This window comes from Ruegeria sp. HKCCD6428 (genome assembly GCF_013110595.1).
In the GTDB taxonomy this organism is placed as follows: domain Bacteria; phylum Pseudomonadota; class Alphaproteobacteria; order Rhodobacterales; family Rhodobacteraceae; genus Ruegeria.
Genome location: NZ_WVQX01000003.1, coordinates 230,604 through 256,520, shown reverse-complemented (window position 1 = coordinate 256,520; position 25,917 = coordinate 230,604). Strand labels below are relative to the sequence as shown.

30 protein-coding genes are annotated in these 25,917 nt (G+C 58.9%); 14 read left to right on the top strand and 16 right to left on the bottom strand.

What is annotated here, in order from left to right:
• Positions 1-76 precede the first annotated feature (76 nt).
• A complete protein-coding gene (locus GS620_RS09980) occupies positions 77-559 on the bottom strand; it encodes an Lrp/AsnC family transcriptional regulator (protein WP_171615577.1) in 483 nt (160 codons plus the stop codon).
• Positions 560-667: 108 nt separating this feature from the next.
• On the opposite strand from GS620_RS09980, the gene putA reads away from it, so the two are divergent.
• Positions 668-4,066 carry a bifunctional proline dehydrogenase/L-glutamate gamma-semialdehyde dehydrogenase PutA gene (putA, locus tag GS620_RS09975; RefSeq protein WP_171615575.1) on the top strand — a complete coding sequence of 1,133 codons (3,399 nt, stop codon included), beginning with the start codon at positions 668-670 and terminating at the stop codon, positions 4,064-4,066.
• Between the two features lie 42 nt (positions 4,067-4,108).
• Complete coding sequence (locus GS620_RS09970) at positions 4,109-4,852, top strand: rhomboid family intramembrane serine protease (protein WP_171615573.1); 744 nt, start codon at positions 4,109-4,111, stop codon at positions 4,850-4,852.
• Between the two features lie 18 nt (positions 4,853-4,870).
• Here GS620_RS09970 and GS620_RS09965 read toward each other — a convergent pair whose 3' ends face one another.
• Positions 4,871-5,656, bottom strand: coding sequence for an inositol monophosphatase family protein (locus GS620_RS09965; protein WP_171118687.1), 786 nt, complete (start codon positions 5,654-5,656; stop codon positions 4,871-4,873).
• A gap of 98 nt (positions 5,657-5,754) precedes the next feature.
• Positions 5,755-6,660 carry a LysR family transcriptional regulator gene (locus GS620_RS09960; RefSeq protein ID WP_152459911.1) on the bottom strand — a complete coding sequence of 302 codons (906 nt, stop codon included), beginning with the start codon at positions 6,658-6,660 and terminating at the stop codon, positions 5,755-5,757.
• Between the two features lie 94 nt (positions 6,661-6,754).
• On the opposite strand from GS620_RS09960, the gene metF reads away from it, so the two are divergent.
• Together metF and GS620_RS09950 are read left to right on the top strand one after the other, a co-directional pair.
• Complete coding sequence (metF, locus tag GS620_RS09955) at positions 6,755-7,621, top strand: methylenetetrahydrofolate reductase [NAD(P)H] (RefSeq protein WP_171615571.1); 867 nt, start codon at positions 6,755-6,757, stop codon at positions 7,619-7,621.
• A 230-nt stretch (positions 7,622-7,851) separates the two neighbouring features.
• On the top strand, positions 7,852-8,517 hold the full coding sequence (locus GS620_RS09950; protein WP_152458939.1) for a J domain-containing protein: 666 nt from the start codon (positions 7,852-7,854) through the stop codon (positions 8,515-8,517).
• Positions 8,518-8,566: 49 nt separating this feature from the next.
• Here GS620_RS09950 and GS620_RS09945 read toward each other — a convergent pair whose 3' ends face one another.
• On the bottom strand, positions 8,567-9,085 hold the full coding sequence (locus GS620_RS09945; RefSeq protein WP_171615570.1) for a YHS domain-containing (seleno)protein: 519 nt from the start codon (positions 9,083-9,085) through the stop codon (positions 8,567-8,569).
• Positions 9,086-9,319: 234 nt separating this feature from the next.
• Here GS620_RS09945 and yghU point away from each other — a divergent pair, with 234 nt between their 5' ends.
• Positions 9,320-10,198: a glutathione-dependent disulfide-bond oxidoreductase gene (yghU, locus tag GS620_RS09940; RefSeq protein WP_170346105.1), complete on the top strand. Its 879-nt coding sequence runs from the start codon at positions 9,320-9,322 to the stop codon at positions 10,196-10,198.
• 59 nt (positions 10,199-10,257) lie between these two features.
• Here yghU and GS620_RS09935 read toward each other — a convergent pair whose 3' ends face one another.
• Both GS620_RS09935 and GS620_RS09930 read right to left on the bottom strand, forming a co-directional pair.
• Positions 10,258-11,046, bottom strand: coding sequence for an SseB family protein (locus GS620_RS09935; RefSeq protein WP_171615569.1), 789 nt, complete (start codon positions 11,044-11,046; stop codon positions 10,258-10,260).
• Entirely contained in the window at positions 11,039-11,650 is a 612-nt protein-coding gene (locus tag GS620_RS09930) for a uracil-DNA glycosylase family protein (protein ID WP_371809795.1), read from the bottom strand. The genes GS620_RS09935 and GS620_RS09930 overlap by 8 nt, the downstream gene beginning before the upstream one ends.
• Positions 11,651-11,872: 222 nt before the next feature.
• On the opposite strand from GS620_RS09930, the gene GS620_RS09925 reads away from it, so the two are divergent.
• Genes GS620_RS09925 through GS620_RS09910 form a run of 4 tightly spaced genes read left to right on the top strand, consistent with a single transcriptional unit; the run spans position 11,873 to position 16,438 of the window.
• Complete coding sequence (locus GS620_RS09925) at positions 11,873-12,532, top strand: ABC transporter ATP-binding protein (protein WP_152458943.1); 660 nt, start codon at positions 11,873-11,875, stop codon at positions 12,530-12,532.
• Positions 12,510-14,087: a capsule biosynthesis protein gene (locus GS620_RS09920; RefSeq protein ID WP_171329311.1), complete on the top strand. Its 1,578-nt coding sequence runs from the start codon at positions 12,510-12,512 to the stop codon at positions 14,085-14,087. The genes GS620_RS09925 and GS620_RS09920 overlap by 23 nt, the downstream gene beginning before the upstream one ends.
• A gap of 5 nt (positions 14,088-14,092) precedes the next feature.
• Positions 14,093-14,926, top strand: coding sequence for a 3-deoxy-8-phosphooctulonate synthase (kdsA, locus tag GS620_RS09915; RefSeq protein ID WP_171615568.1), 834 nt, complete (start codon positions 14,093-14,095; stop codon positions 14,924-14,926).
• Between the two features lie 15 nt (positions 14,927-14,941).
• Positions 14,942-16,438, top strand: a complete 1,497-nt coding sequence (locus tag GS620_RS09910) for a phosphomannomutase/phosphoglucomutase (RefSeq protein ID WP_171615567.1) — start codon at positions 14,942-14,944, stop codon at positions 16,436-16,438.
• A gap of 47 nt (positions 16,439-16,485) precedes the next feature.
• On the opposite strand, the gene GS620_RS09905 is transcribed toward GS620_RS09910, so the two are convergent.
• Positions 16,486-18,495 carry an AsmA family protein gene (locus tag GS620_RS09905; RefSeq protein ID WP_253283860.1) on the bottom strand — a complete coding sequence of 670 codons (2,010 nt, stop codon included), beginning with the start codon at positions 18,493-18,495 and terminating at the stop codon, positions 16,486-16,488.
• Between the two features lie 40 nt (positions 18,496-18,535).
• Here GS620_RS09905 and rimO point away from each other — a divergent pair, with 40 nt between their 5' ends.
• Entirely contained in the window at positions 18,536-19,924 is a 1,389-nt protein-coding gene (rimO, locus tag GS620_RS09900) for a 30S ribosomal protein S12 methylthiotransferase RimO (protein ID WP_171615565.1), read from the top strand.
• Positions 19,925-20,533: 609 nt separating this feature from the next.
• Here the strand turns inward: rimO and GS620_RS09895 are convergent.
• Positions 20,534-20,722: a hypothetical protein gene (locus GS620_RS09895; protein ID WP_050604769.1), complete on the bottom strand. Its 189-nt coding sequence runs from the start codon at positions 20,720-20,722 to the stop codon at positions 20,534-20,536.
• 229 nt (positions 20,723-20,951) lie between these two features.
• Between GS620_RS09895 and GS620_RS09890 the strand changes: the two genes are divergently transcribed.
• Positions 20,952-21,194, top strand: coding sequence for a CDGSH iron-sulfur domain-containing protein (locus GS620_RS09890; RefSeq protein ID WP_171615563.1), 243 nt, complete (start codon positions 20,952-20,954; stop codon positions 21,192-21,194).
• Here GS620_RS09890 and GS620_RS09885 read toward each other — a convergent pair whose 3' ends face one another.
• From GS620_RS09885 to GS620_RS09865, 5 genes are all read right to left on the bottom strand, one after another.
• Entirely contained in the window at positions 21,195-21,455 is a 261-nt protein-coding gene (locus GS620_RS09885; protein ID WP_152458950.1) for a DUF6455 family protein, read from the bottom strand.
• Positions 21,455-21,724: a DUF6455 family protein gene (locus GS620_RS09880; RefSeq protein ID WP_152458951.1), complete on the bottom strand. Its 270-nt coding sequence runs from the start codon at positions 21,722-21,724 to the stop codon at positions 21,455-21,457. The genes GS620_RS09885 and GS620_RS09880 overlap by 1 nt, the downstream gene beginning before the upstream one ends.
• 14 nt (positions 21,725-21,738) lie before the next feature.
• The gene (locus GS620_RS09875) at positions 21,739-21,990 is read right to left on the bottom strand and encodes a DUF6455 family protein (protein WP_152458952.1); all 252 of its coding nucleotides are present in this window, start codon (positions 21,988-21,990) and stop codon (positions 21,739-21,741) included.
• A gap of 69 nt (positions 21,991-22,059) precedes the next feature.
• Positions 22,060-22,428 carry a YigZ family protein gene (locus GS620_RS09870; protein WP_152458953.1) on the bottom strand — a complete coding sequence of 123 codons (369 nt, stop codon included), beginning with the start codon at positions 22,426-22,428 and terminating at the stop codon, positions 22,060-22,062.
• Positions 22,425-23,132: a M48 family metallopeptidase gene (locus GS620_RS09865; RefSeq protein WP_171118712.1), complete on the bottom strand. Its 708-nt coding sequence runs from the start codon at positions 23,130-23,132 to the stop codon at positions 22,425-22,427. Before GS620_RS09865 ends, GS620_RS09870 begins: the two co-directional genes overlap by 4 nt.
• A gap of 120 nt (positions 23,133-23,252) precedes the next feature.
• Here GS620_RS09865 and GS620_RS09860 point away from each other — a divergent pair, with 120 nt between their 5' ends.
• Positions 23,253-23,501 (top strand): hypothetical protein, encoded by a 249-nt coding sequence (locus tag GS620_RS09860; RefSeq protein ID WP_170346090.1) that lies wholly within the window; start codon positions 23,253-23,255, stop codon positions 23,499-23,501.
• Here GS620_RS09860 and GS620_RS09855 read toward each other — a convergent pair.
• The gene (locus GS620_RS09855; protein ID WP_171168874.1) at positions 23,489-23,764 is read right to left on the bottom strand and encodes a DUF167 domain-containing protein; all 276 of its coding nucleotides are present in this window, start codon (positions 23,762-23,764) and stop codon (positions 23,489-23,491) included. The two genes, GS620_RS09860 and GS620_RS09855, sit on opposite strands and share 13 nt — an antisense overlap.
• Before the next feature lie 136 nt (positions 23,765-23,900).
• Between GS620_RS09855 and GS620_RS09850 the strand changes: the two genes are divergently transcribed.
• The gene (locus tag GS620_RS09850) at positions 23,901-24,479 is read left to right on the top strand and encodes a nitroreductase family protein (protein WP_171206243.1); all 579 of its coding nucleotides are present in this window, start codon (positions 23,901-23,903) and stop codon (positions 24,477-24,479) included.
• Positions 24,476-25,174: an EI24 domain-containing protein gene (locus GS620_RS09845; RefSeq protein ID WP_171206244.1), complete on the top strand. Its 699-nt coding sequence runs from the start codon at positions 24,476-24,478 to the stop codon at positions 25,172-25,174. The genes GS620_RS09850 and GS620_RS09845 overlap by 4 nt, the downstream gene beginning before the upstream one ends.
• A 6-nt stretch (positions 25,175-25,180) precedes the next feature.
• Here the strand turns inward: GS620_RS09845 and GS620_RS09840 are convergent, their stop codons facing one another.
• Positions 25,181-25,453, bottom strand: a complete 273-nt coding sequence (locus GS620_RS09840; RefSeq protein WP_117867937.1) for a DUF1467 family protein — start codon at positions 25,451-25,453, stop codon at positions 25,181-25,183.
• 24 nt (positions 25,454-25,477) lie between these two features.
• A complete protein-coding gene (gene mce / locus GS620_RS09835; protein WP_170346086.1) occupies positions 25,478-25,882 on the bottom strand; it encodes a methylmalonyl-CoA epimerase in 405 nt (134 codons plus the stop codon).
• Positions 25,883-25,917: the final 35 nt, after the last annotated feature.

The window sequence follows — 25,917 nt, the reverse complement described above, 5'->3', positions numbered from 1 at the left end:
ATGAACACGCGATCAAAAAAAACGTTGCGGCATAGGTTCGCATCACGAAACAAGGGTGGGCCATAATTCCACCGCGTCAAGGCTGATGTTCAAAACCGCCCAGCATACCGGTTTCCTTCACGGCCTCCATCGCAACAAAAGTTGAGGTATTGGCGACATGCGGCAGAGACGAAATCTTCTCGGCCAATACACGGCGGTATTCCGACATGGTGGCGGTGCGCACTTTCAGAAGATAGTCAAAATTGGACGCGATCATATGCGCCTGCTCGACCTCGGCGGTTTTGCGGACGGCTGCGTTGAACTCGGCCAGAGCCTTTTCGCGGGTATCGGTCAAACGCACCTCGACAAACGCGACGTGATCCAGGCCCAACCGGATCGGATCCAGCATCGCCCGATACCCCTGGATTACTCCGCTTGCCTCAAGCCGTTTGAGCCGCGCTTGCGTCGGAGATTTCGACAGCCCGATCTCGCGCGCAAGATCAGCCACCGAGATACGACCATCCTCGGCCAGAATTTTTAGAATCGACCGGTCGAACCGATCCAGATCAGGAAAGCTCATTTGCGCTGTCTTTTGCCGAATCTTCAGAACACAGGCCTTCCAATAGCCAATATTCGGGCCGTTGTCCTGAATTTTCCGCATTATATTATCAAAAAGACCGGAGGACATATGTCACACAGCCTGCGAACCCTCATCGATAGCTCAACCTACGCCGATCAGTCGGCAGTTCTTGATACACTGATCTCTCAGGCGAACCTGACAGACACGGATCGCAGCGCCATCGGCACCGCCGCTGCGCAGCTTGTGCGCGACATCCGGTCCAGCACTTCTCCGGGGTTGATGGAGGTGTTTCTGGCCGAATATGGCCTGTCCACCGACGAAGGTATCGCCCTGATGTGTCTGGCCGAGGCGTTGTTGCGCGTGCCGGATGCCGACACAATCGATGCGCTGATCGAAGACAAGATCGCACCATCCGATTGGGGCAAGCATCTGGGGCAATCCTCGTCCTCGCTGGTGAACGCCTCGACCTGGGCGCTGATGCTGACGGGAAAGGTACTGGACGAAGGCAAAGCGTCTCCGGTCGGGGCGCTGCGCGGTGCAATCAAGCGGCTGGGCGAGCCGGTGATCCGCACGGCTGTCGCGCGCGCGATGAAAGAGATGGGGCGACAGTTCGTTCTGGGGGAAACCATTCAGTCCGCCATGGAGCGCGCGCGCGGGATGGAGGAAAAAGGCTATACCTATTCCTACGACATGCTGGGCGAAGCGGCCCGGACCGAAGCGGACGCGGCGCGCTATCACCTGTCCTATTCCCGCGCCATCTCGGCCATTGCCGAGGCCTGCACCCATGACGATATCCGCGCCAACCCGGGCATTTCGGTAAAACTGTCCGCCCTGCATCCCCGTTATGAGCTGGCACAGGAACAGCGTGTGATGGACGAGCTGGTGCCGCGGCTGCGGGCGCTGGCCCTGCTGGCCAAGGCGGCCGGAATGGGCCTGAACGTCGATGCAGAAGAGGCGGATCGTCTGTCGCTGTCGTTGCAGGTGATCGAGGCGGTGATGTCCGACCCGGCCCTTGCCGGATGGCACGGGTTTGGCATCGTGGTTCAGGCCTATGGCCCGCGTGCAGGTCTGGTACTGGATACGCTGTATGGCATGGCCGAACGTCATGATCGCCAGATTATGGTGCGATTGGTCAAAGGTGCCTATTGGGATACCGAGATCAAACGCGCGCAGGTCGAAGGGGTGGATGGCTTTCCGGTCTTCACGCACAAGGCCGCGACCGACGTCTCCTATATCGCCAATGCACGCAAACTGCTGGGCATGACCGACCGGATCTACCCACAATTTGCCACGCACAACGCCCACACGGTCAGCGCCATCCTTCACATGGCCGAAGATCAACCGTTCGAGTTCCAGCGCCTGCACGGCATGGGCGAGACCCTGCATCAGATCGTGATGGACAAGCAGAACACCCGGTGCCGCATTTATGCACCGGTCGGGGCGCATCGCGACTTGCTGGCTTATCTGGTTCGACGCTTGCTGGAGAACGGCGCAAACTCATCCTTCGTCAACCAGATTGTGGACGAAGATGTGCCGCCGGAAGAGGTCGCAGCCGATCCGTTTGTTGCGCTCCGGACTCCTCCGCCCGCACTGCCGACCGGGCCGGACCTGTTCCAGCCTGAAAGACCGAACTCCAAGGGTTTTGACCTGCATCACACACCAACGCTGGATCAGATTGATGCGGCACGGGATCAGTTCCGCGCCCATCACTGGTATGCGCAACCCTTGCTGGCCGGCGAGGCCAAGCCTGAAGCGGACGAGCCAGTGATCAACCCGGCGCAGCCTCAGGACAAGCCCGGCGCGGTGGCCGCAGCGAGTGCCGCGGACGTGGAGATGGCATTGGCTTCGGCCGACCCCTGGGACGCCCCTGCTGCCGAACGCGCCCGTGTCCTCAATGCCGCAGCCGATCTTTATGAAGCGCATTATGGCGAGTTGTTTGCGCTGCTGGCGCGTGAGGCAGGGAAGTCGCTGCCTGATGCGGTGGCGGAACTGCGCGAGGCGGTGGATTTCCTGCGCTATTATGCAGCCAACATCCCCGACGCCGATCCCGCGGGAATTTTCACCTGTATCAGCCCGTGGAACTTCCCGCTGGCGATTTTCTCAGGACAGATCTCCGCCGCGCTGGCCACCGGAAACGCAGTTCTGGCCAAGCCAGCGCCCCAGACGCCCCTGATCGCGCATCGTGCGATTCAACTCATGCATGAGGCAGGGGTGCCACGCGATGTGCTGCAACTGTTGCCCGGCGGGCCTGCCGTGGGCGCGGCGCTGACATCGGATCCGCGTGTCTCGGGTGTGGCCTTCACCGGGTCTACGGCCACCGCGCTGAAAATCCGTGCGGCGATGGCCGGATCCATGCGTCCCGGTACGCCTCTGATTGCAGAAACCGGTGGTCTGAATGCAATGATCGTCGACAGCACCGCCCTTCCCGAACAGGCCGTGCAATCGATCATCGAAAGCGCCTTTCAGTCGGCGGGCCAGCGCTGTTCCGCGCTGCGGTGTCTGTATCTGCAGGAGGATATCGCCGACGACGTTCTGACCATGCTCAAAGGGGCGATAGATGCGCTGAGTGTTGCAGATCCGTGGCTGATCTCGACGGATTGCGGCCCGGTCATCGACGCGCAAGCCCGACAGGGCATCGCCGAACATGTGACCAGGGCGCGCCACGAAGGGCGGGTGCTGAAGGAGCTTCCGTTGCCGCCCGAAGGTATCTTTGTTGCTCCGACACTGATCGAGATCCCCGGCATCGCCGCGCTGGAACGCGAGGTTTTCGGCCCGGTGCTGCACGTCGCCCGGTTCAAGTCGCAAGAGATCGACAAGATCATCGCCGATATCAACGCCACCGGATACGGCCTGACCTTCGGTCTGCACACCCGCATCGACGACCGCGTGCAGCATGTGACCGAGGCGATCCATGCGGGCAACATCTATGTCAACCGCAACCAGATCGGCGCCATCGTCGGGTCTCAGCCCTTTGGTGGCGAAGGATTGTCAGGCACGGGCCCCAAGGCGGGCGGGCCGAACTACATGATCCGGTTCTGTGCACCCGACCGTCAAAGCACGGCGGATACATGGGGCGCCGTGGCTGATCTGCCTGCGGCGCAAGGTCAACCTGCGCCGGTCAAAACCCGGTCCCTGCCCGGCCCGACCGGTGAATCGAACCGCCTGAGCGAGTATCCCCGTCCGCCTCTTTTGTGCTTGGGACCCGGAGAAGCCGCAGCGCGTGCGCAGGCCGATGCTGTATATGCGCTGGGCGGCACCGCCATTCAGGCGACCGGGATGCTTGACCTGCACCGGTTGGAAAACCTGACCGGCATTTCGGGCGTGTTGTGGTGGGGAGACGACGAAACAGCGCGGCTGATCGAACAGCATCTGGCGCGCCGCGACGGCCCGATTCTGCCGCTTATACCCGGCAAGCCCGACCGCGCGCGTGTTCTGGGTGAACGCCATGTCTGCGTGGACACGACCGCGGCGGGCGGAAACGCCGCGTTGTTGGGAGGTGCGGCATAAGCTTGCCTTGACGCTGGGCGCACAAAAGCCCAGCGTCACGGCATGTTTCCGATCCGCGACCATAACCCCTCGGGGCGCACACCTTATGTTGTCTATGCCTTGCTGGCGGCCAATATCCTGATCTTCCTCAGCTATGTGGGGATCATGGATGATGGGCCGCGGATCGGCAGGCTGTTTTTCGACTACGCCATTATTCCGGCGCGGGTCAGCGACGGGTTCGGGCTGGAAACCCTCGTGACATCCATGTTCCTGCACGGGGGCTGGATGCACTTGGCGGGCAACATGCTGTTTCTGTGGATCTTCGGTGACAATCTGGAAGACGAGATGGGCCATCTGCCCTTCCTGCTGCTTTACATGGCGGCAGGAATCGGCGCGGGCCTGTTTCACGTAATCACCGGGCCCGAGTCCCAAGTTCCCACTGTTGGGGCCTCGGGCGCGATTGCGGGCGTGATGGGCGGGTATCTGTTGCTGTTCCCGAAAGCACGGGTCGATATCCTGCTGATCCTGGTCGTCTATTTCAGGGTCTTTACCATTCCCGCCTTCATCATGCTGGGCGTCTGGCTGGCGATACAGTTCTTTGGCAGCGTCACCAGCAATCCGGACGAAGGCGGCATCGCCTATTGGGCCCATACCGGGGGGTTTGCCGTTGGCCTGATCCTGTGCATACCGCTGTGGCTGAGACGCGGCGGAATTCAGTTCTGGGATCGAACCCATGGACATCCGCCCCACCCGGAGGCGAAGTACAAGTTGTCACAATCCCGCATTCCGCGCGTTCCGCGCCGCTAAAGCCGGTTCAAAGGGCGCCTAGCCCCGGATCACCTTTGCGAACTGATCGAAGATCGGTTCGTTTGAACAGATCACTTCACCATCTTCCAGCACGTTGCCTTCAGGGTTCAGCGCCTGCACGAAGCCGCCAGCCTCTTTGACGATGATCACACCGGCGGCCAGATCCCACGCATTCAGGCGGCGCTCCCAGAAGCCTTCGTACCGGCCCGCGGCTACATATGCCATATCCAGCGCGGCGGCGCCCCAACGACGCACACCGGCGCAGGCGGGCATCAGACGCGCCAGATCCTGCAAAGTCGCAGGCAGATCCGAGCGGCCACCAAAGGGCAGGCCGGTCGCGAAGACCGATTCAATCATGCGATGACGACCCGACACGCGAATACGGGTGTCGTTCATCCAGGCGCCTTCACCCTTTTCAGCAAAGAACATCTCGTCCTTGGCGGCGTCATAGATCACGCCGGCAACGATTTTGCCCTTGTGTTCCAGGGCTATGGAAATCGCCCAATGCGGCAGGCCGTGCAGGAAATTGGTGGTGCCGTCCAGCGGGTCGACGATCCAGCGGCGGGTCGGATCCTCGCCATCGATGGAGCCGCCCTCTTCGGCCAGCCAACCATAGGTCGGCCGTGCGCCCAGCAGCTCTTCTTTCAGGATGGCTTCGGCGGCGATGTCGGCCTTCGAGACGAAATCACCGGCGCCTTTCATCGACACCTGCAGATTCTCGACTTCACGGAAATCCTTGACCAAAGAACGCCCCGCCTTGCGCGCGGCCTTGATCATGATGTTGAGATTTGCGCTGCCAACCATTGTCAAAAGGCTCCTGTCCGGTCAAACCGCGCGTATACTGCCGCAATGCGCCCTTGCCAAGAGGAATGATGCGCATAACAGACCCGCAGGAAACGCCGTTACTGGGATTGCAGCTTGCGCGCTTCTTCCCGGGCCAGTTTCACCAGTTCCTGTACAAAGGGTTTCTCCAGATCTTCCGACCGGACCGCGGCATAGAGACGCCGTGTAATGCCCTCTTTCGTCAAGGGTCGGGTGATGTAGTCCGAGTTGTATTTGACCTCGCGCACGACCCAATCCGGCAGCACTGAAATGCCCCGGTTCGATGCGACCAGCAGAAGGATGACGGCGGTTAGTTCCACCTGCCGGATCGTTGCAGGCTCAACCCGCGCCGGGATCAACAGCTGGCTGAACACATCCAGACGCGTGCGTTCCACCGGATAGGTGATCAGGGTCTGGCCGCGAAAATCCTCGGCCTCGATATAGTCTTTCTTGGCCAGGGGATGGGTCGAAGCGGCCACAAACACCGCGTTATAATCGAAAAGTTCGACAAATTCGACGCCCGGCAGGTCTTCGGGATCGGACGAGACCACCAGATCGACCTCTTCTTTCTGCAAGGCCGGAAGCGCGTCGAAGGCCAGACCGGGGCGGATATCGACATCCACGTCGCCCCAGGACTTCCTGAAAGATTCGAGCACCGGGAACAGCCATTCGAAACAGGCGTGGCATTCAATGGCTATGTGCATCCGCCCCGTGCGCCCGTCCCGCAGCGAAGAAAATTCATTTTGGGCGGCTTCGACCTGCGGCAGAATTTGCTCGGCCAATCGCAACAGGCGCAAACCGGCAGCCGACAGTTTCATGGGTTTGGAGCGGCGCAGAAACAGCTCGACCCCGGCCTGATCCTCCAACCCTTTGATTTGATGGCTCAATGCGGACTGGGTGATGTTCAACTGATCCGCAGCGCGGGCCAGCCCGCCGCATTCATGGATCGCCTTGATGGTGCGCAGGTGCCGGAATTCAATATGCATTTCAAACAGCATTCATGTTGTTGTTGAGTAATATGAGTTTGTTTCACAATGCTCGCCATGGCACAAGAGGCTCAGTTGATCCAGTGAGGCCACGATGTCCAAACCTGAAATTTCCTTCGAGTTCTTTCCGCCCAAAACTTTGGAAGCCTCTTTCCGCCTTTGGGACACGGTCCAGACATTGGCCCCTTTGGATCCCCGCTTTGTTTCCGTCACCTACGGCGCTGGTGGCACAACGCGTGAACTGACACGCGACGCGGTTTCGACCCTGCACAAGTCATCGGGCCTGAACGTGGCCGCTCATCTGACCTGTGTCGATGCTTCGCGGCAGGAAACGCTGGAGATCGCAGACACCTTTGCGCGCGCCGGCGTACAGGACATCGTCGCCCTGCGCGGCGACCCGCCGAAGGGTCAGGACAAGTTTGTGCCGCACCCCGACGGGTTTTCCAGTTCGGTCGAACTGATCGAGGCACTGGCCGAAACCGAAATGTTCAGCATTCGTGTCGGGGCCTATCCCGACACCCACCCCGAGGCCGCAAACATGGCTGCGGATGTGAACTGGCTGAAGGCTAAGCTGGACGCAGGCGCAGACGAAGCGCTCACACAGTTCTTCTTCGAAGCCGAAACCTTTTTCCGGTTCCGCGATGCTTGCGCCAAGGCCGGCATCGACAAACCGATCGTGCCGGGCATCCTGCCGATCGAGAACTGGGCAGGTGCTCGCAACTTCGCCAAGCGCTGTGGCACGCATATTCCCCTGTGGGTCGAACAGGCGTTTGAAAAGGCGGTGCGCGACGAGCGTGAGGATCTGTTGGCCACGGCAATCTGCACAGAGCTGTGTTCAGACCTGATCGAAGGCGGCGTGGACAAGCTGCACTTTTATACCCTGAACCGTCCCGAACTGACGCGCGATGTCTGCTTTGCACTGGGCATTACACCGAGCGTTGAGTTGGAAAACGTCGCCTGACTTTCAAAAAACCCAATGATTCGCCCGGGTTACGTTTACGCCCGGGCGTTTGTCGTTTCAGAAGATGTGTACTGTTTCACAACCCCGCCCGTAAAACGGTGCCTTTGAGGGACAATTGAATCTCAGCATCGCGATTGTTGTCCCCAGCCCGGCAAATCATCCCTGAAATTTGACAAAACTATGACTGTGACCACACTGGTTCTGTGTAGTTTGTAAAGAGTGTTTTGAGTATGGAACCTGTCGATAAAGTGCGGGCGCGCGCGGATGCGTTGGCGGATCTGGGGTTGAGTCCCTGCGCCGGTTCCCAAGAGATCAGGGACGCCTGGAGGCAGATCGCCTTCCATTCACATCCCGATCATACGGATGGGGACAGTTCCGGTTTTTCGCGCGCCAAAGCGGCTTATGATTTTCTGCGCAAGGAAGGGTTGGTTACAAAAGGTGGTGCCAGTTCCGGCCCTCCGCAACCGCGCCGCCCCCGTTTGAAAAAGCGCATCATCGAACTTCCGCTGGAAGATATCGCCGCCTGCAAGGCGATTCTGAATCCCGACCAGAGGTTGCCGCAAATGCACGATGAAGCCGATACTCAGGACACATCTGATGCATGTGTCTCGGATCACGTTCCCGACGCGGTCGGGTGTTACGGGCGGCATCTGACCTATTTTGTCACCACGCCCGTGCATCATGGGGCAAATCGCGTGGCCTTGCCAACGACCGTCCTGACCAACGCGCGCCACACCGAGGCTGAAATTCTGAGCTTTCAGTCAAAAGACACCGGCGCCGGAGAAGTCATCATCCCTGATACGATCCGCGAACGGAAGTTTCCGGGGGCCAAAAGTGTGCGGATCAGGTTTGATGCTGATCAGGATATTCGGGATCAATTCTGGCTTGCGGGGTAACGGCCTCAGCCCGGCTGGACCAGCCGGGCATTGATCTTGTGACGCCGGATCAGTTCGAAACCGGGCCTTCTGACGTGAATTTCGGAATCACGTTGGTCGAGGCGTCGCTAGGTTCGATACCGGGCCAGTTTCCTTCGGCAAGATTGATATTGCCCGGAATGTCTTCCTCGAAAAATCCGACAACCACGTCGGTGATGTTGAGATACAGCTTGTCATCCACGATCCGCCACAGGTTCGGGTTTGCCGGAACCTTGCCACCGCGCGACACGCCATAGGCGCAGTGCCCATCATATTGCGGCGCGTAGTATGCCGGGTTTTCCAGGAATTTGTCTCGGTTTTCCTCGGTCGCAAAAGCCCAGGTCGCACCGTTGTACTCGGCGGTGATGTTGGCATTTCCGCGCACACCCTCGGGCTGCGGCTGGCCCACCGGCACCTGATCCAGGCTGCGATAGGCAACGACATCGTAACCCGAAACAGCAAAACCTGTGCCGTCAACATATTGAGGGCCGGCAAAAGCCGGAACCGCCAGCGCTATGGCCGCAGCGAGTGTCAATGCAAAGCGTTTCATGTCGTCCATCCTTTTCGGGTCAACTAAATCCGTGATGCCTTGTGCAGGTCTGGATGGACAATATGCGATTCCCGTGCGGTGCGTAGTCCCCCTAACGCCGCTGTGACCCGGCACGAGAAAACGTGAGAGTTTGGCGGCGGATTGTTACAGAATACGCCAGTTGGGTGGGGTTGGACTCGGCGGTTTGCAATATTAGCTGTATGGCAGCCCTGACATAGGCAAGAAAGGCAAGTGATGAGCGACCAATCCTCGTATACCCCTCCAGCGGTCTGGACCTGGGACAGTAAAAGTGGCGGACAATTCGCCAACATCAACCGGCCGATCGCCGGAGCGACCCATGACAAGGACCTGCCGGTCGGACAGCATCCTCTTCAGCTGTACTCGCTCGCGACACCCAATGGCGTGAAAGTCACGGTGATGCTGGAAGAGCTGCTGGCACTTGGTCATGAAGGCGCTGAATACAACGCCTGGCTGATCAACATCGGAGAAGGCGATCAATTCAGCTCGGGCTTTGTCGAGGTCAACCCGAACTCGAAAATCCCCGCGCTTTGGGATCGGTCGGGCGACAAACCTGTTCGGGTTTTTGAAAGCGCCTCGATCCTGTTCCATCTGGCCGAAAAGTTCGGCGCGTTTCTGCCGGCTTCCGGCCCCGAGCGGACCGAGGTGATGAACTGGGTGTTCTGGCAGATGGGCAGCGCGCCGTATCTGGGCGGTGGGTTCGGGCATTTCTACGCCTATGCACCCGAGAAATGGGAATACCCGATCAACCGTTTCGCCATGGAGACCAAGCGCCAACTGGATGTTCTGGATCGTGAACTGGCGGAAAAAACCTTCATCGCGGGCGAAAACTATTCGATCGCCGACATGGCGATTTGGCCCTGGTATGGTCAGTTGGTTCTGGGCCGCCTTTACAGCGCGGCAGAGTTCCTGGACGTGGAGTCCTACAAGAACGTCATGCGATGGGCCAAGGCGATCGACGCGCGCCCTGCGGTTCAGCGCGGCCGCATGGTCAACCGCACCTTTGGCGAGCCGCACACGCAGCTTCACGAACGCCACGACGCCACCGACTTCGAAACCCGCACGCAGGACAAGTTGGAAGCGGCAGCGGAATAAACAAACCCCAATGCAACAACACGCGGTGCAGCTTGCGCCGCGTGTTTGCCTTTGGATGGTTATTTCAGAATGGGTGGGTTGTCCGGGTTGCTGCCGGGGGCTTCACGGACCGTATCGGCAACTTGCGGCTGGGGCAGATCAAACCGAAGGCCCACCTTGGCCAACAGCGCGGCGGCGGCCTCGCTTGCGGTGAAAAACCCGACATCCATCGCGCCTGCCTCGATCCCGGAAAAGGTCAGCGCCTCGGACGCGGCCTTGGCCAAAGCGGGCTCGGCCCCCTCGATCGCATCGACAAACCCCAACAGATGGCCCTGCGCGCCCGATTTGGACTTGGTGGCGACCAGATAAGCCGCGCTGGCAAGTCCGCCTGCCGTCGCCAGTTTTGCATCCAGCGCGGTCAGCAGGTTCTGCGGCAGGCCAGCGGGCGGCAAAAACTCGGCAAGCTCTTCCTCGACCTCTTGCGGGCTGTGCTGCAACGTTTCAGCCAACCATTCCAGTGCTTCCACCGGAATCAGCATGGAAGATGGCGCCGTCTCAAGGTTCAGACCAAGCCCGATGCCCTGTCCCGACAGCATCCCCGAAAGCACCCGCCCCGACAGCGCCACATACGGCACGGGCCGCCCGGCAAACTGCGCCAGCCGGTCCTCACGATCAAAGGCAAGAACAAAGCGCCCGTCAGCCACATCGAACACTTCGGGCGAGATATTCTGGTCCCGCGCTTCTTCGGTCAGCATCAGAAACAGCTCGCTATCCGCAAGCCGTTCAAAGAAACGCAGACGGGCGGCATCACTTGTCGGGTCCGCCTGCATCGCGGCATGCGCGGTGTCCAACGCCGTGGAGTCAGTCATTCAGCACCTCTTGGACCCGTGCACGCAAAACAGGCAGCAGTTCGGCCTCGAACCACGGGTTTTTCTTCAACCATGCCGTATTGCGCCAGGACGGGTGAGGCAAGGCAAAGACCCGCGGCGCTTGGTCCCGCCAGTTGCGGACGGTGTCCGTCACCGACCCGTGCGCGCCAAGATGAAACTTGTGCGCGTGACCTCCGACCAACACGGTCAGCGGCACACGCCCCAGTTCCTGCATCACTCGGTCATGCCAGGTCTTGCGGCACATCGCAGGTGGAGGAAGATCAGCATTGCGCGCATCATACCCCGGAAAGCAGAACGCCATCGGCACGATCGAAACACGGTCGCGGTCGTAAAAAACCGACTCATCAATCCCCAGCCAGTGCCGCAGCCTGTCGCCGGACGGGTCGGTGAAGGGCCGCCCCGACTCGTGCACACGGGCGCCCGGTGCCTGCCCCGCGACAAGGATTGGCGTTCCTAGGCGGAACCAGACCACCGGGCGCGGCTCGTGTGCGGTTTCTGTTTGCGCGAACCTGTCGGCACACAAGCGGCAAGCGCGGATTTCCTGACGTAAAGCGTTCATCTGATCGTGACGGTCCCTGTCCATCCAGTCTGTTGTTGGCTGCCAAAACAGATAATAACGACCGAACGCAGCACCAAGTGAATGGCACCCCTTGCTGCACCCGACCAGACATTCATGCGCGCAACCGGGACGCATTGATCATTTGTTTCATAATTCGACATAATGTAGCCAACATGGGCCGGTAAAAATACCTTTTCTGGCCGCCCGCAAGTGCGACAAACGACCAAAACGAGCAGCAGACAGCGAATGCTAGAATTCGACAACGTCAGCAAATCCTTCTGGACCGGAACGCGCCGCAAGGTGATTCTGGATCGGGTCTCGTTTCGGGTCGAACTGGGTACCTCACTGGGCGTTCTGGCCCCGAACGGAACCGGAAAAACCACGTTGATCAACATGATGGCCGGCCTGGAGAAACCCGACGAAGGCGTGGTCCGTCGCGAATGCCGGGTTTCTTTCCCCATGGGGTTCACCGGTGGCGTGTCGGGAAAACTGTCAGCGCTTGAGAACGCGCGCTACATCGCCAAGATCTACGGTATGGACCCCGACTATATCGAGGCCTACTGCAAATGGCTCTGCGGTCTGGGCGAATATTTCGACCAGCCCCTTGCCACTTACTCCTCTGGGATGAGGGCGCGTTTCACCTTTTCTTTGATGCTGGCGCTGGACTTTGACATGTATCTCATCGACGAAGGGATGCCGGCGACAACAGATGTCGAATTCAACGAAAAGGCAGGGGCGATCCTGAAGGAAAGGTTGCGCACGACGACTTTGGTGATCGTATCGCACAGCCCGTCCGTGTTGGAGAAATTCGCCCAGAAAGCGGCCGTACTTCTGGACGGGCAATTGTATATGTTTGACTCCTTGGAAGAGGCAAAGCAGCTTTATGACTACGAAACCCAAGGTTAGAAAATACAACTGGCGCCGCAGACGCCAGACGGCAAGTTCGGCCGAGGCGCGATCGGACGCCATCTCGCGTATTCGCAACGCGACGCAGGGCCCCGAGGCCGCCGGCGAAGCGCAGCCCGGCACGCAGCTGGATGACATCAAGCGCGAAGGCCTGACGGGCCGTCAATTGCGTATCGCACGACGTCTGGCGCAGAAACACGGTCTGGCCGCGACGTCGGACTATGACGCGGTGCGATTGCTGCGCAAAAAGGGCATCGACCCCTTCCAGCGCACCAATCTTCTGGACCTTGCCGCCGCAAGGCCATCGGACGAGGGTGACAAACCCAAGGACAGGATCAACGTTCAACTGCCGCAGGCCATGGGTGCCGAGAAAACAAACCTGCCCGGGCCCGAGCTCAGCCCGGCTGAGCGGCGCAATTTTGAAATTGGCCAAATCCAAAAAGACATCGCCCGTCGTCGCAAGCGTAAATTGTTTGGACTGTTTGCGCGTCTGGCGGCCTTTGTGTTCCTGCCGACCTTCATTGTCGGCTTCTATTTCTACCGCATCGCCACGCCGATGTATGCCAGCGATTCCGAATTCCTGATCCTGCAAGCGGATGGCGGACCGGGCAATATCGGCGGTCTTCTTGCCGGTACGCAATTCGCCACCACGCAGGATTCGATCTCGGTTCAGTCCTTTCTGGAATCGAAAGAAGCTTTGCTGTTGCTGGACCGCGATGCCGGGTTTTCTGATGTCTTCAAGCAGGAATGGATCGACCCTATTCAAAGACTGGCACCGGACGCCTCGCTTGAAGACGCCTATAAGCTGTTCAAACGCATGATCACCATCGGCTATGACCCGACCGAAGGGGTCATTCGGATGGAGGTTGCCGCACCCGACGCGCAGACATCGACCGAATTTTCCGAGCGCCTGATCTCTTATGCCGAAGACAGGGTGAATGCCTTGTCCGGAAAAAAACGTGAAGACCAGATGCGCGACGCGCTGCAAAGTTTCGAAGCGGCGCAGGAAGCGCGCAGGCAGGCTCAGGAAGAGTTGATCGAGCTTCAGCTTCAGGGCGCGGTTCTTGACCCCGAAAACGTCATTGCCAGCCTGCGAGCCCGCATCAACGAAATCGAAATACTGGTTCAGGACAAAGAGCTTGAGCTCGCCGCGCTTCAGGACAACCTGCGCCCGAACAAGGCAAAGGTTGATGGCGTCAAGGCAGATATCGCCCGCCTGGAAAAGGTTCTGAGAGAACTGAATGCCGAGATGCAGGATGCCTCGGACGGCGAAAACTCGCTGGCGCGGCTGAGCGTGCGTATCCAGATCGCGCAGGCGGACCTGGCGGCGCGTGACATGATGCTGCAAACGGCAATGCAGCAAATGGAAGCGACCCGGTCCGAAGCCAACCGGCAGGTGCGCTATCTGACCGTCTCGGTCAACCCCGTTCCCAGTCAGGAACCCAGTTATCCGCGCAAGTTCGAAAATACGATTTTGGCATTCCTGTTGTTTGCTGGTATCTACCTGATGATCTCGCTTACCGCGTCGGTCCTTCGTGAACAGGTATCCTCATAAAACTCATGAAACATGTTAAAATCTCCGACCTGACAGTCGGCAACGACCTTCCGCTGACCATCATAGCTGGGCCATGTCAGCTTGAAACGGCAGACCATGCGCAGATGATCGCGGGCAAAATGAAAGAAGCCTGCGACGCAGCCGGGGCGCAATACGTCTTCAAGGCGTCTTATGACAAGGCAAACCGGACATCCCTGTCGGGCAAGCGTGGCATGGGCATCGATGCGGGGCTGAAGGTACTGGATGACATCCGTAAAACGATGGGTATCCCGGTTCTGACCGATGTTCATACCGAAGCGCAATGCGCCATCGCCGCCGAGGCGGTGGACGTTCTGCAAATTCCGGCATTCCTGTGCCGTCAGACGGACATGCTGCTGGCGGCCGGTAACACCGGCAAAGCGGTCAATGTGAAAAAGGGGCAATTCCTTGCACCTTGGGAAATGACCAACATCGTCGACAAAATCGAAAGCACCGGGAATCAGAATATTCTGCTGACCGAACGTGGCACCTCATTTGGCTACAACACGCTGGTTGCCGATATGCGTGCGCTGCCCCAAATGGCGAAGACCGGGTATCCGGTGGTGATGGACGCCACCCATTCCGTGCAGCAACCCGGAGGCAGGGGCGGGTCTTCGGGCGGACAACGCGAATTTGCATCCGTGATGGCCCGCGCCGCGGTTTCTCTGGGTGTTGGGGCCGTGTTCATTGAAACCCATCAGGATCCGGACTCGGCCCCATCGGACGGGCCAAATATGATCCCGCTCGACCAGATGCCCCTACTTGTTGACACATTGATGCGATTTGATGCGCTTGCTAAAGCGAATCCGATACAGATTTAAAGATTGAGATTTCTTATGATCAAACCCCTCACCGAGGTAACACCCAACAGCTGGAACTTTCTGCGCGACGCGATGATCACGCCCACCGGGTTCCGTGAATACGATGCCCGTTGGAAATATCCTGAAGAGATCAACCTGCCCGGAATGACCGCGCTTGGGCTGGGGCTTGGCACACAGATGCACAGGCGCGGGATCGAGCCTGTGATCGCAGTCGGAAACGACTATCGTGACTATTCATTGGCGATCAAAAATGCCCTGATGCTGGGCCTGATGCAGGCTGGTATCCGTGTCAAAGACATCGGCCCTGCGCTCAGCCCCATGGCCTATTTTGCGCAGTTCCATCTGGATGTGCCCGCAGTGGCCATGGTCACCGCCAGCCACAACCCGAACGGCTGGACCGGGGTCAAAATGGGTTTTGACCGCCCGCTGACCCATGGCCCGGATGAGATGTCGGAACTGCGTGACATCGTTCTGAACGGCGAGGGCGTCGCGCGCGAAGGCGGCTCGTACGAGTTCGTCGATGGCGTCAAAGAGGCCTATATCGACGACCTGGTCGGCGATTTCAAAATGTCCCGCCCGCTGAAAGTGGTCTGCGCAACAGGCAACGGCACGGCTTCGGCCTTTGCGCCCGAGATTTTCGAACGGATCGGGGTTGAGGTCGTTCCCAGCCATAACCGGCTGGACTATACCTTCCCCAACTACAACCCGAACCCGGAAGCCATGGAGATGCTGCACGACATGGCCGCCACGGTGAAATCCAGCGGAGCCGATCTGGCGCTTGGGTTTGACGGTGACGGAGACCGCTGCGGCGTCGTCGATGATGAGGGTGAGGAGATCTTTGCCGACAAGGTTGGCGTGATCATGGCGCGTGATCTGGCCAAGCTTCACCCCGGATCGACCTTTGTTGCGGATGTGAAATCCACCGGTCTGTTTGCCAGCGACCCCGAGTTGCAGGCCCTGGGCGTCAAAGCCGATTATTGGAAGACCGGCCACAGCCACATGAAGCGCCGCGTCAAGGAAATCGGGGCACTGGCAGGGTTCGAAAAATCAGGCCACTACTTTTTGGCCGAACCGATCGGGCGTGGATACGACTGTGGAATGCGTGTCGCAGTCGAAATCTGCAAACTGATGGACCGCAACCCGGGCAAGAGCATGTCGGACCTGCGCAAGGCCCTGCCCAAGACCTGGTCCACCCCCACGATGTCACCACACGCCGCCGATACCGAGAAATATGAAATCCTTCAGCGGCTGGTCGACAAGCTGGTCGCCAAGGGAGATGCGGGCGAAACACTCGCTGGCCGCGCAATCAAAGAAGTGGTCACGGTGAACGGCGCACGCGTGATTCTGGACAACGGAAGCTGGGGCCTGGTGCGGGCTTCGTCCAATACCCCCAATCTGGTCGTCGTCTGTGAAAGCAGCGAAAGCGAGGCTGAGATGCGCGCCATCTTCGCGGACATTGACGCCGTCATCCGAACCGAGCCCGGTGTCGGCGATTACGACCAAACCATCTGAACACAACTGCTTGGGGCATATCCCGATGCCCCAAGCACGATGGTTGCTCAGTCGCCGCCGAATAATTTGAGCAGACCTTTTTTTGCCTCTTCTTCAAGTTTATTCTTGATGGCGTCTTCGATCTGATCACTGTCGGTGATCGTCGTATCCAATTCGTTGCCGACCTTTTCAAGAACCTTCTGTTTTGCGTCGTCTTCCAGTTCCTTGACCTTCACATCTGCGGCCGCCTCGATCACCTTGGTCAGGTCCGGCTTGATCGTCGGATCGCTCCAGGGGCCTTTGATGCGAACGGGAACCGATATCCCCTGCCCGGAATTGGCGCGCAGCGCCACAGGCGTGAACAGATAGTCGATGTTGCGGGCCCCCAGATCCACGGTGCCAGTGCCATCTGCGCGGAAATTCTTCAGTGACATGAGCAGATCGTTGTTCGTCAACACGCCCTGGTCGATGGCGAAACTGGCCGTCAGGCTGTTGAACACGGTGGTTCCGCCTGATCCGGTGCCCTGCCCCATCAATCGGTCCAGATCGAGCCCGGAAATCACTCCGGGACCGACATCCAGGTTTCCTTTGCCGCTGAGGGACCGCATGATCTGATCCTCGGACTGGCCGACGCCCAGAAACTCAAACGCTCCCGCAGCGGTTCCCGACAGGCGTTTGACCCCGGCCATCGTGGTCAGTGCCTGTTTCAGATCGATCCCGGTGGCGGTCACGTTGCCGCCGACCGACAGGCCGTTGCGGTTGTTGGCCACCACCTGACCGTGCAACTGACCCGCAAACAGCGTGGCCGGGTGCATTTCCAGAACGGCCCGCGACCGATCCAGCGACAGGGTCAGATCGCTTTTGCCGAACGTCATCCCGGGCACGGCGATCGAGTTCGCCGTCAGGCGGATCTTACCGTTCGCCAATGCCAGAGCAGACGCGTCGATAGGGTCCTTCGACCACCCCTCAGGTGCAGGAGCGTTTGCCTGAGACGTGCCGCCTGAGGCAGAAGCGGTTTCGGAAATCCGCGACAGATCCAAATCACCGGCTTCCAGACGGGCCACGATACGCGGCGGTTCCGAAATGGTGATATCCGCCTCGCCCACGAACCGGTTGTCATCCAATTGCGCAACCATGTTCCGCATGGAAATCCGCCCGTCCTGCGTATACGTCATATGCGCTGAAATGTCGGCGGTCTTACCCAATCCCGGCGGTACGGATGTGCCAGCCTGACCGAAGGCGGCAAGCATCCTTTCCGTGTTCCGCGTTACGACCTTGGTGGTTCCATCCATTTCACCCGCAAGATTGACGCGCCCGTCAAATCCGATCTCTCCGCCCGGGGCCGTCAAAGCCAGTTCCAGATCAGTCACTGACCCGGCGGCAAATGCCGGTAAGTCCGGGATTTTCAGGTCAACCTGAACCGCCCCTCCAGGCACTGGCATGGCGGCCTCCATCACCAACGGGGCCGCCACCTCGGGCCAGCTTGCAGATAGCGTCACGCCCGAGAAATCCATCTGCGTCGAACCATTTTCCACGTAAATCAGCCGTGCATTTGTCAGCTCCAGCTGATCCAGCGTGACCTGCCCCGAGGGCTCAGCGGGTGTGGTGCCCCCGGTCGCGACCGCAGTTGTCGCGGTTGTCGGGGCGCTCAACTCCCAATTGCCGCGCCCATCTGATCGTTCCAACCGCAACACGGGATTGTCTGCAAAAACTCGTTTGATCCGCAGATCCCCATTCAACAGCCCGGCAGCGTCCACTCCGACGGCCAGGCTATCCGCGCTGAGCATCGGCTCCGGTCCGGCCCAGCTTGCGTTGCCGAAACGCACCGGCCCGGTTTCCATCCCGACCACCGGCCAGAAGGAAATGCGCACATCACCGGTCAGCGTCAGATCACGCCCGGTCTGGGCCTTGACCTGCTCGGCCAGAATCGCGGCAAGCTTTTCCCCCGGCATCAGCAACAGTGCGCCAATGATCAACGCGATCACGGCGACAACGATAAACAGGATGCGCATCAGCCATTTCATATTCTGCTCTCCGCCTTTTGGCTTGTCATTGCCGTGATCATTCAAATCACGCATCACATTTGCAAGGGCAAGCTTTCCCGACTATATGCCGCGCATGACGACAAACCCGCCGAACCTCCGCCCCGACCTGGCACCTTCTGCCCGGATCACCGAGACACCCCAATCGAACCAGCCAACCATCGGCATGGTGTCGTTGGGCTGCCCGAAGGCGTTGGTCGACAGTGAACGCATTCTGACCCGGTTGCGTGCCGAAGGATACGGCATTTCGCCGGATTATACCGGAGCCGATGCCGTCATTGTGAACACCTGCGGATTCCTCGACAGCGCCAAGGCGGAATCGCTGGACGCGATCGGAGAGGCGCTGGTGGAAAACGGCAAGGTCATTGTGACCGGCTGTCTGGGGGCCGAGCCGGATTACATTCGCGAACATCACCCCCGCATCATGGCTGTCACCGGCCCACACCAATACGAGCAGGTGCTGGATGCGGTGCATGCCGCCGTGCCCCCCGATCCTGATCCGTTCGTGGATCTGTTGCCCGCCAGCAGCGTGCAGTTGACGCCGCGCCATTACAGCTATCTGAAAATTTCCGAGGGCTGCAACCACAAGTGCAAGTTCTGCATCATCCCCGACATGCGCGGAAAGCTGGCCAGCCGCCCGGCGTATGGGGTTCTGCGCGAGGCGGAAAAGCTGGTGCAAAATGGCGTGCGTGAGCTGCTGGTGATTTCGCAGGACACCTCGGCCTATGGGCTGGACCGGAAATACGACATCAACCCGTGGAAAGATGGTGAAGTGCGCAGCCATATCACCGATCTGGCGCGCGAGCTGGGGCAGCTCGATGCCTGGGTTCGCCTGCATTACGTTTATCCCTACCCGCATGTGCGGGACCTGATTCCGCTGATGGCGGATGCCGGGTGCAACGTGCTGCCTTATCTGGATATCCCGTTTCAACACGCCCACCCGGATGTGCTGAAACGCATGGCCCGCCCGGCCGCGTCGGCCAGAACGCTGGATGAAATCAAGGCCTGGCGCGCGATCTGCCCGGATATCACCCTGCGGTCGACCTTTATCGTCGGCTATCCGGGTGAGACGGAGTCGGAATTCCAGACCCTGCTGGATTGGATGGACGAGGCGCAGTTGGAACGTGTCGGGTGTTTTCAATATGAAAACGTCGATGGCGCGCGGTCAAATGACCTGCCCGATCACGTCCCGGCAGAAATCAAGCAGGAGCGCTGGGATCGCTTCATGGAAAAGGCACAGGCGATCTCGGAGGCCAAGTTGCGGGCAAAGGTCGGACAGACGCTTGAGGTGATCGTGGACGAGGTCGATGACGAGGCCGCCACCTGCCGCACCAAAGCAGACGCGCCCGAGATCGACGGCAACCTGTTCATCGATGAGGGGTTCGAAAACCTCAAGCCCGGTGACATCGTCACGGTCGAAGTGGACGAGGCCGGAGAATACGATTTGTGGGGCAAGCCTGTCTAAGGTCCGACACCGCGTCGAGCACACGGCATATGGGCAAAGCGTGAACCGAGTTTATTGGCCGAACACGCGGTCAGACCCGATCTTGGACTGAAAGCCAATCATGGAGGTTTTCATGTCTCGTATCTTCAAGCTTGGCCTGAATTGCGTGGTTTTCCTGATGGCCGCGCATTTCGTGGCCACTCCCGGGTACGCCCAGCCTACACAGGTCGGCTCTGCCGGATTCATTACGGTTGGCGGCAAACATCTAAGCTTTCACAAAAAACGGCCGTCACAAGATAAACCGGTATTACGTGGCCCCGAAGGCCAAGTCACATGTCAAGCGGCCCAAGGCGCATATCAAAAAGCCGGCCCCTGTTTATCGATACACCGCTCCCAAACGGCGTGTCCTCGGGCATATCCCCTACAGGTCGGTCAAACGACAGAAATTCAAGTCATTCAAGTTCAAGCATACCTACGGCTTCAAAAGGCACTAAACAGGGTTCACGCAACGCGAAGAACGCAACCTGTCCGATAGCCGCGAAATCGCAGGCAAGAAAAAACCGCCACAACTGGTGACGGTTTTTCCCGAAAGCGTACAGGCGGTCCAGGTCCGGGCCGCCTGCGAATGGCTTACTGAGTGATTGGGTCACAGACCGTCTGGCCAGCCTCGGTTGTGGCCAATTGATAACCACCCGGACAGCTGGGTGTGCCGGCTTTGTCATAGCTGGGCTGAACGTAAACAGGTGTCGGTTCTTCCTGCTGCGCACAGGCAGTCAGGATCAGTGCAAATGCGCCAACGGCAGCGAGTTTCAGTTTCATGTCCGTCAATCCTTTATTACTTTTCTGATATTGCCCAGCTTTTCGGGGCCAAGTTAAGAATACGGGCTGAACGACAATCTGGCAACTGAATCGATCACGTCTTCGTGAGTCACAGCGAATCCATGCCAATCAAATGGCGCAATGATGTTCTTTGAGGCGTAAAACCTATTCTTCTGACTCCGGCGCCCTAAACTGTTGCAGCGAATTCAGCCAAAGACGGAGAAGCCATATGTCAAACGCGCCCATTGTTGCCCAGAAATCGCCATTACCGGTCGAGGTCGTCGAAGGGAAAACCTATTTCTGGTGCGCCTGCGGCAAATCCAGCCGCCAGCCGTTTTGCGACGGATCGCACAAAGGCACCGGGCTAGAGCCTGTGAGATATACTGCGGAAAGCAGCAAAAAGGTCTTCTTTTGTGGCTGCAAACACAGTTCGAAACCCCCTTTGTGCGACGGAACGCACAACGGGCTTTGATCAGGTTTTCAACCCATTCAGTATCTCGGCATTGGGGCAAAAATCCGGGGCAGTGGTCGCTGTGCCCTGTTGCCGGGCAAGCCAAAACTCGCATTGCACATCACATCCGGCAGCGCGGCACCGTGTGACAAGCTCGGCGTATTTTTCGGGTGAAAGACGTCCTTCGGCCATCGCTTCGGTCATTGAAATGCCCATGCAGCGTGAAACCGAGCGTGTAAGCCAAAAGTGCTTTTCGATTTCCCCTAACGCGACCTGAGACATCAAGCGTTCTCCACCTGCTTGGTTTTGAGGGCTGCAAAGTATTTGCGATTCGGGCATGTCGACGGCGCCTGTTCAACCTGCTCACGCCGTTCCAACCATTCCGGGCAGTCCTTGGCCCAGGAACAGCCGCGACACTGCTGCACGATTTCAGCCCATTCTTCCTGTTTCAGATGACCTTTCCGATAGGCCGCGGCCAAGTCGGTTCCGGTTGCTTGCCCCATACGCAACACCAAGCGCAGATGGGTCATGATTTCGCCCAGATGTGTCATGGCAGACCTTTGTGTCAAGGCAGGAGATTGTGAAGCAATTCCTGATTTCGGCAGTATTCGGGCGTACGCCGAGCAGATCCGGGATCGTTCAGCAAACTTTTGCAGTGATCCGGGTTCGGGCAGTCGGTACAGCGCAAAACAGCATCAGAGATCTGGTCCACGGAAACGGAACCATCAATGGCGGCTTCCTCAAGATCAATGTCCAGCATTCTGGCCATATCGTCCACCAATCCGGCATGCAGCCGAAGGGTCTCGTGTGTGGGCATGCTGTTTCCTTTCGCTTTCACGCCGTGTCCAAAGGGTAGCGCATCCGCGAAGGCAAACATTGACTCAGGTCAAGATTGGACGCCGATGTGATCCAGATAGGCCCTCGTGGCATCCTGAACGCGGCGAAAGCGGTCCCCGCCCAATTTCTTGCCCCCATACCAGCGCGTCACGACTATTAAGTGATTTTTCAGCCCGGCGCGTTCGATCATCCGAAGGATCACCATGCCCGCGCCGCTTTCCCCGTCGTCAGCTTTCAACGCGCCGGTCGGCAAAGTCGCAGCCCAGGTGTTGTGCGTGGCCTTGGCATAGCTCTTGTCGGATTTCAAATCGTTCAGAACCGCGTCGATTTCAGCCCGCGTCGTGACCTGCGCCCCAGACACCGCGTATTTCGAGCCGCGATCCGTCAGGACGACACCCAGGCATGTGAGTCGGCTCATTGGGACAAACCCAATTGCTCTGCTGTTTCCCGCACGATCTGCACACGTTGTGCATTTGGTGGGTGGGTTCCCAAAAACCTGTCACCGGGATCCGGGATGCGATCAAAGAACCTTGCCCCGACCAACGGATTGTATCCCGCATTATACGTGATGATGGTTCCCAACTGGTCTGCCTCCAGCTCAAAGTCTTTCACATAAGCCTGAACGCCGACCTGCGCGCCCAGCTTTTGCGCCTCTTCAATGGCGGCGGCGTCCCCGCCGCGCAACTCTGCCACCCGCCCGAACTCAGCCGCGCTGGCGCTGGCGATTTCACTCTGCCTGGCGATGTGCCCCAACACGTGGTGGGCTGCTTCATGCCCCATGACAAACGCCAGTTCATCCGCGTTCTGGGTGGATTCGATCATCGAGCGGGTGAAAATGATCACCGGCTGCTTGTTCTCATCCAGCGTCTGGAATGCATTGACCGAAGCCTGAGGGTTCAAGTCGACAAGAATCCGAAAGTCGCAATTCTGCCCGGTCGTCTGTTTCAGACACTGTCTGCGGGCTTCCGCCCCAACGGCCCGACTGACCTCTCGGAAGGTTTGCACCATCGGTTCGGCCTCTGGCTCATCCCCCCGCCATTCCTCGGCGGGTTGGACGCGCAAGGCCCCCTCTCCACATGCAGCAAGCAGCAGGGACAGCAAAAAAACAAACCATCTGTGCATGTCATATCCTTTGAGACCGAATGGCCGTGATTTCAACATAGTACGACCGTGCCGGCGAAACCACACCGCCGGTTCAACGAACGGCTTGCATTGCGCCCCGGCGGCTTGCACTCTGGCCTCATGTTTACGATTGAGCATGAATTCGACTCGACGGTCATTACGCTTGTGGACGAAGGCGAACAACCTTTGCAGGAAGATGTGGTGATCAACAATTTCGCGGAATGCGTCACGCTGGAACAACTTGATCCCCGCACCGATCAAATACAGAAGATCACGTTGTCGCCCGAGCAGGTGCGGGATCTGGCGGCCGCGCTGGATCTGCCCGAAGGTGTTTATCAAATTCGCGAAACCGGACCTCAGGGGTCATAGGAAAACAGCTTGATCCGTGCGGCTTGCCCCTGCTTCAGCATCAGGGTCGAGGGCGCGACGCCAAGACATTCTGCAAGCAGCAACTGCACGGCCCTGTTGGCCTTGCCGTTTTCCGGCGGGGCCGTAACTGATACCTTGATCTGACCGTCTTCGACGCTCACCCGATCGCGGGCCGCCTTGGGCGTCACCTTCAGTTTGAAAACGGCCCCGGCCTGCGCCATCGCGCTGAGATCCGGCAGATCGCGCAGTTTGGGTTTCGCCATTGTCTCCTCTTTTTTTCTCAAAGTCTTGCACGAAGCACGTCGTAATGAAATTGATCCACGCAATCCATTGGCGTGCCCTTGAAACGGGCAGAATACCGACCAAGATACAGAGTCCCGATGTAAAGGAAGTTAACATATGTCCCTGAAAAACCCCGCCGCTCTGGAGTTTTTGCAGTCGCGCCGGTCCCGGCCGGCCAAGACACTGGTTGCTCCGGCCCCAACCCGGGAAGAGTTGCTGCCGTTGCTGACGGCCGCAGCCCGCAGCCCCGATCACGGCAAACTGGAGCCCTGGCGATTTATCGTTCTGGAAAAGGGCGCCATGCCACGCCTGGCGACCCTGACCGAGGTCTGTGGACAAAGGCTGAACAAAAGCCCGGAAGATATCGCCAAGGCGCGCAGCCAGTTCGATATGGGGCATCTGACCGTCGCGGTCATCGAGGTTCGCAAACAATCCGATAAGATTCCGGCCATCGAACAATCCTACTCTGCTGGCGCGGTCTGTCTGGCGCTGCTGAATGCCGCGCTGGCAGCGGGCTGGGGCGCCAATTGGCTGTCGGGCTGGCAAACACATGATCGCGAATTCTGTGTCGATGCTTTCGGGCTTGCCGAAAACGAACGCGTGGCCGGTTTGATCCATATCGCCACCGAGGGAGCGACTCCGCCGGAACGCCCCCGGCCCAACGTTGCCGCTTTGACAGAGTGGATTACGGAATGATCATTCTGAACGCCTTTTTCAGCGCACTCGGCCAGACCGGAGACTCCAGGTTTCGCGCCGTATTGCTGCGCGGCGTGGGCCTGACCATTCTGCTGCTGGTTCTGGCCTGTGCAGGTGCGATCTGGTTGATCAACTGGCTGTCCGGCAGCGAAATCTCACTGCCGTTTGTGGGAGCTGTGCCGTGGCTGAACGACGTTCTGAACTATTCCGGTATCGTGCTCGTTCTGATCCTGCCCGTTTTTCTGATGGTGCCGGTCGCGTCGGCCATCACCTCGATCTTTCTGGACGAGGTGGCACAGGCGGTTGAGGACAAGCATTTTCCGGCGTTGCCGCCCGCACGGCGCATCCCGGCCTCAGAGGCGCTTATGGACGGTCTCAGCTTCCTTGGCGTTCTGATTGTGGCAAACCTGCTGGCGCTGATCCTCTATGCGATTTTCACCCCGCTTGCGCCTTTCATCTTCTGGGCGATGAACGGATTTTTGCTGGGGCGTGAATACTTTACCCTTGCCGCGATGCGAAGGATCGGGCGCGATGGCGCGCGCAAGCTGCGGGCCAAACATTCAACGACGATCTGGGTGGCGGGCACATTGATGGCCATTCCGCTTTCAGTGCCGCTGGTGAACCTGGTGATCCCGATCATCGGGGCCGCCACGTTCACCCATATCTATCATGCCTTGTCAGGCCAAAAGGCCTGACGGGGATTACCTTGGCTCCAACTGGTTCAGCCAGTCGAAATCCCGCACCGAGATCACGCCCGACAGGATGATTCCAGCGATGATCGCCCACAGAACCACAGAGATACCGGTGGTGATCCACATCTTTCTTTTCATGTGATGCACTTCCGGCGCGCCCGCATGCGTGCCGGGAACGATGTCACCCAGATCGCCCTGGGTTTTGATGCGAATGGGCAGCACCACCAACAACGTCATGAACCAGATGACGGCAAACAACACCAGCGCGGCAGTAATGGTCATTTCAGGCCCTCCGGGGCTGGGGGATTATACCTGCTCCAGCTCGACCAGGCAGCCATTGAAATCCTTGGGGTGCAGAAACAGAACCGGTTTACCATGCGCACCGATCTTGGGCTCACCTGATCCCAAAACACGGGCTCCGGTCGCTTTCAGATGATCACGGGCCGCGATGATATCCTCGACCTCGTAACATACATGGTGGATGCCGCCGGCCGGGTTCTTTTCCAAAAACCCGTTGATCGGGCTGTCGTCACCCAGCGGATACAGAAGTTCGATCTTGGTGTTGGGCAGTTCGATGAACACGACCGTGACACCATGATCCGGCTCGTCCTGCGGCGCGCCGACTTTGGCGCCCAACGCGTTGCGGTATTGCTCGGACGCCGCCTCAAGATCCGGTACGGCAATGGCGACGTGGTTCAGACGTCCAATCATGTCTCACTCCTGCTGTCCTGCGTTGCATGGGTTAT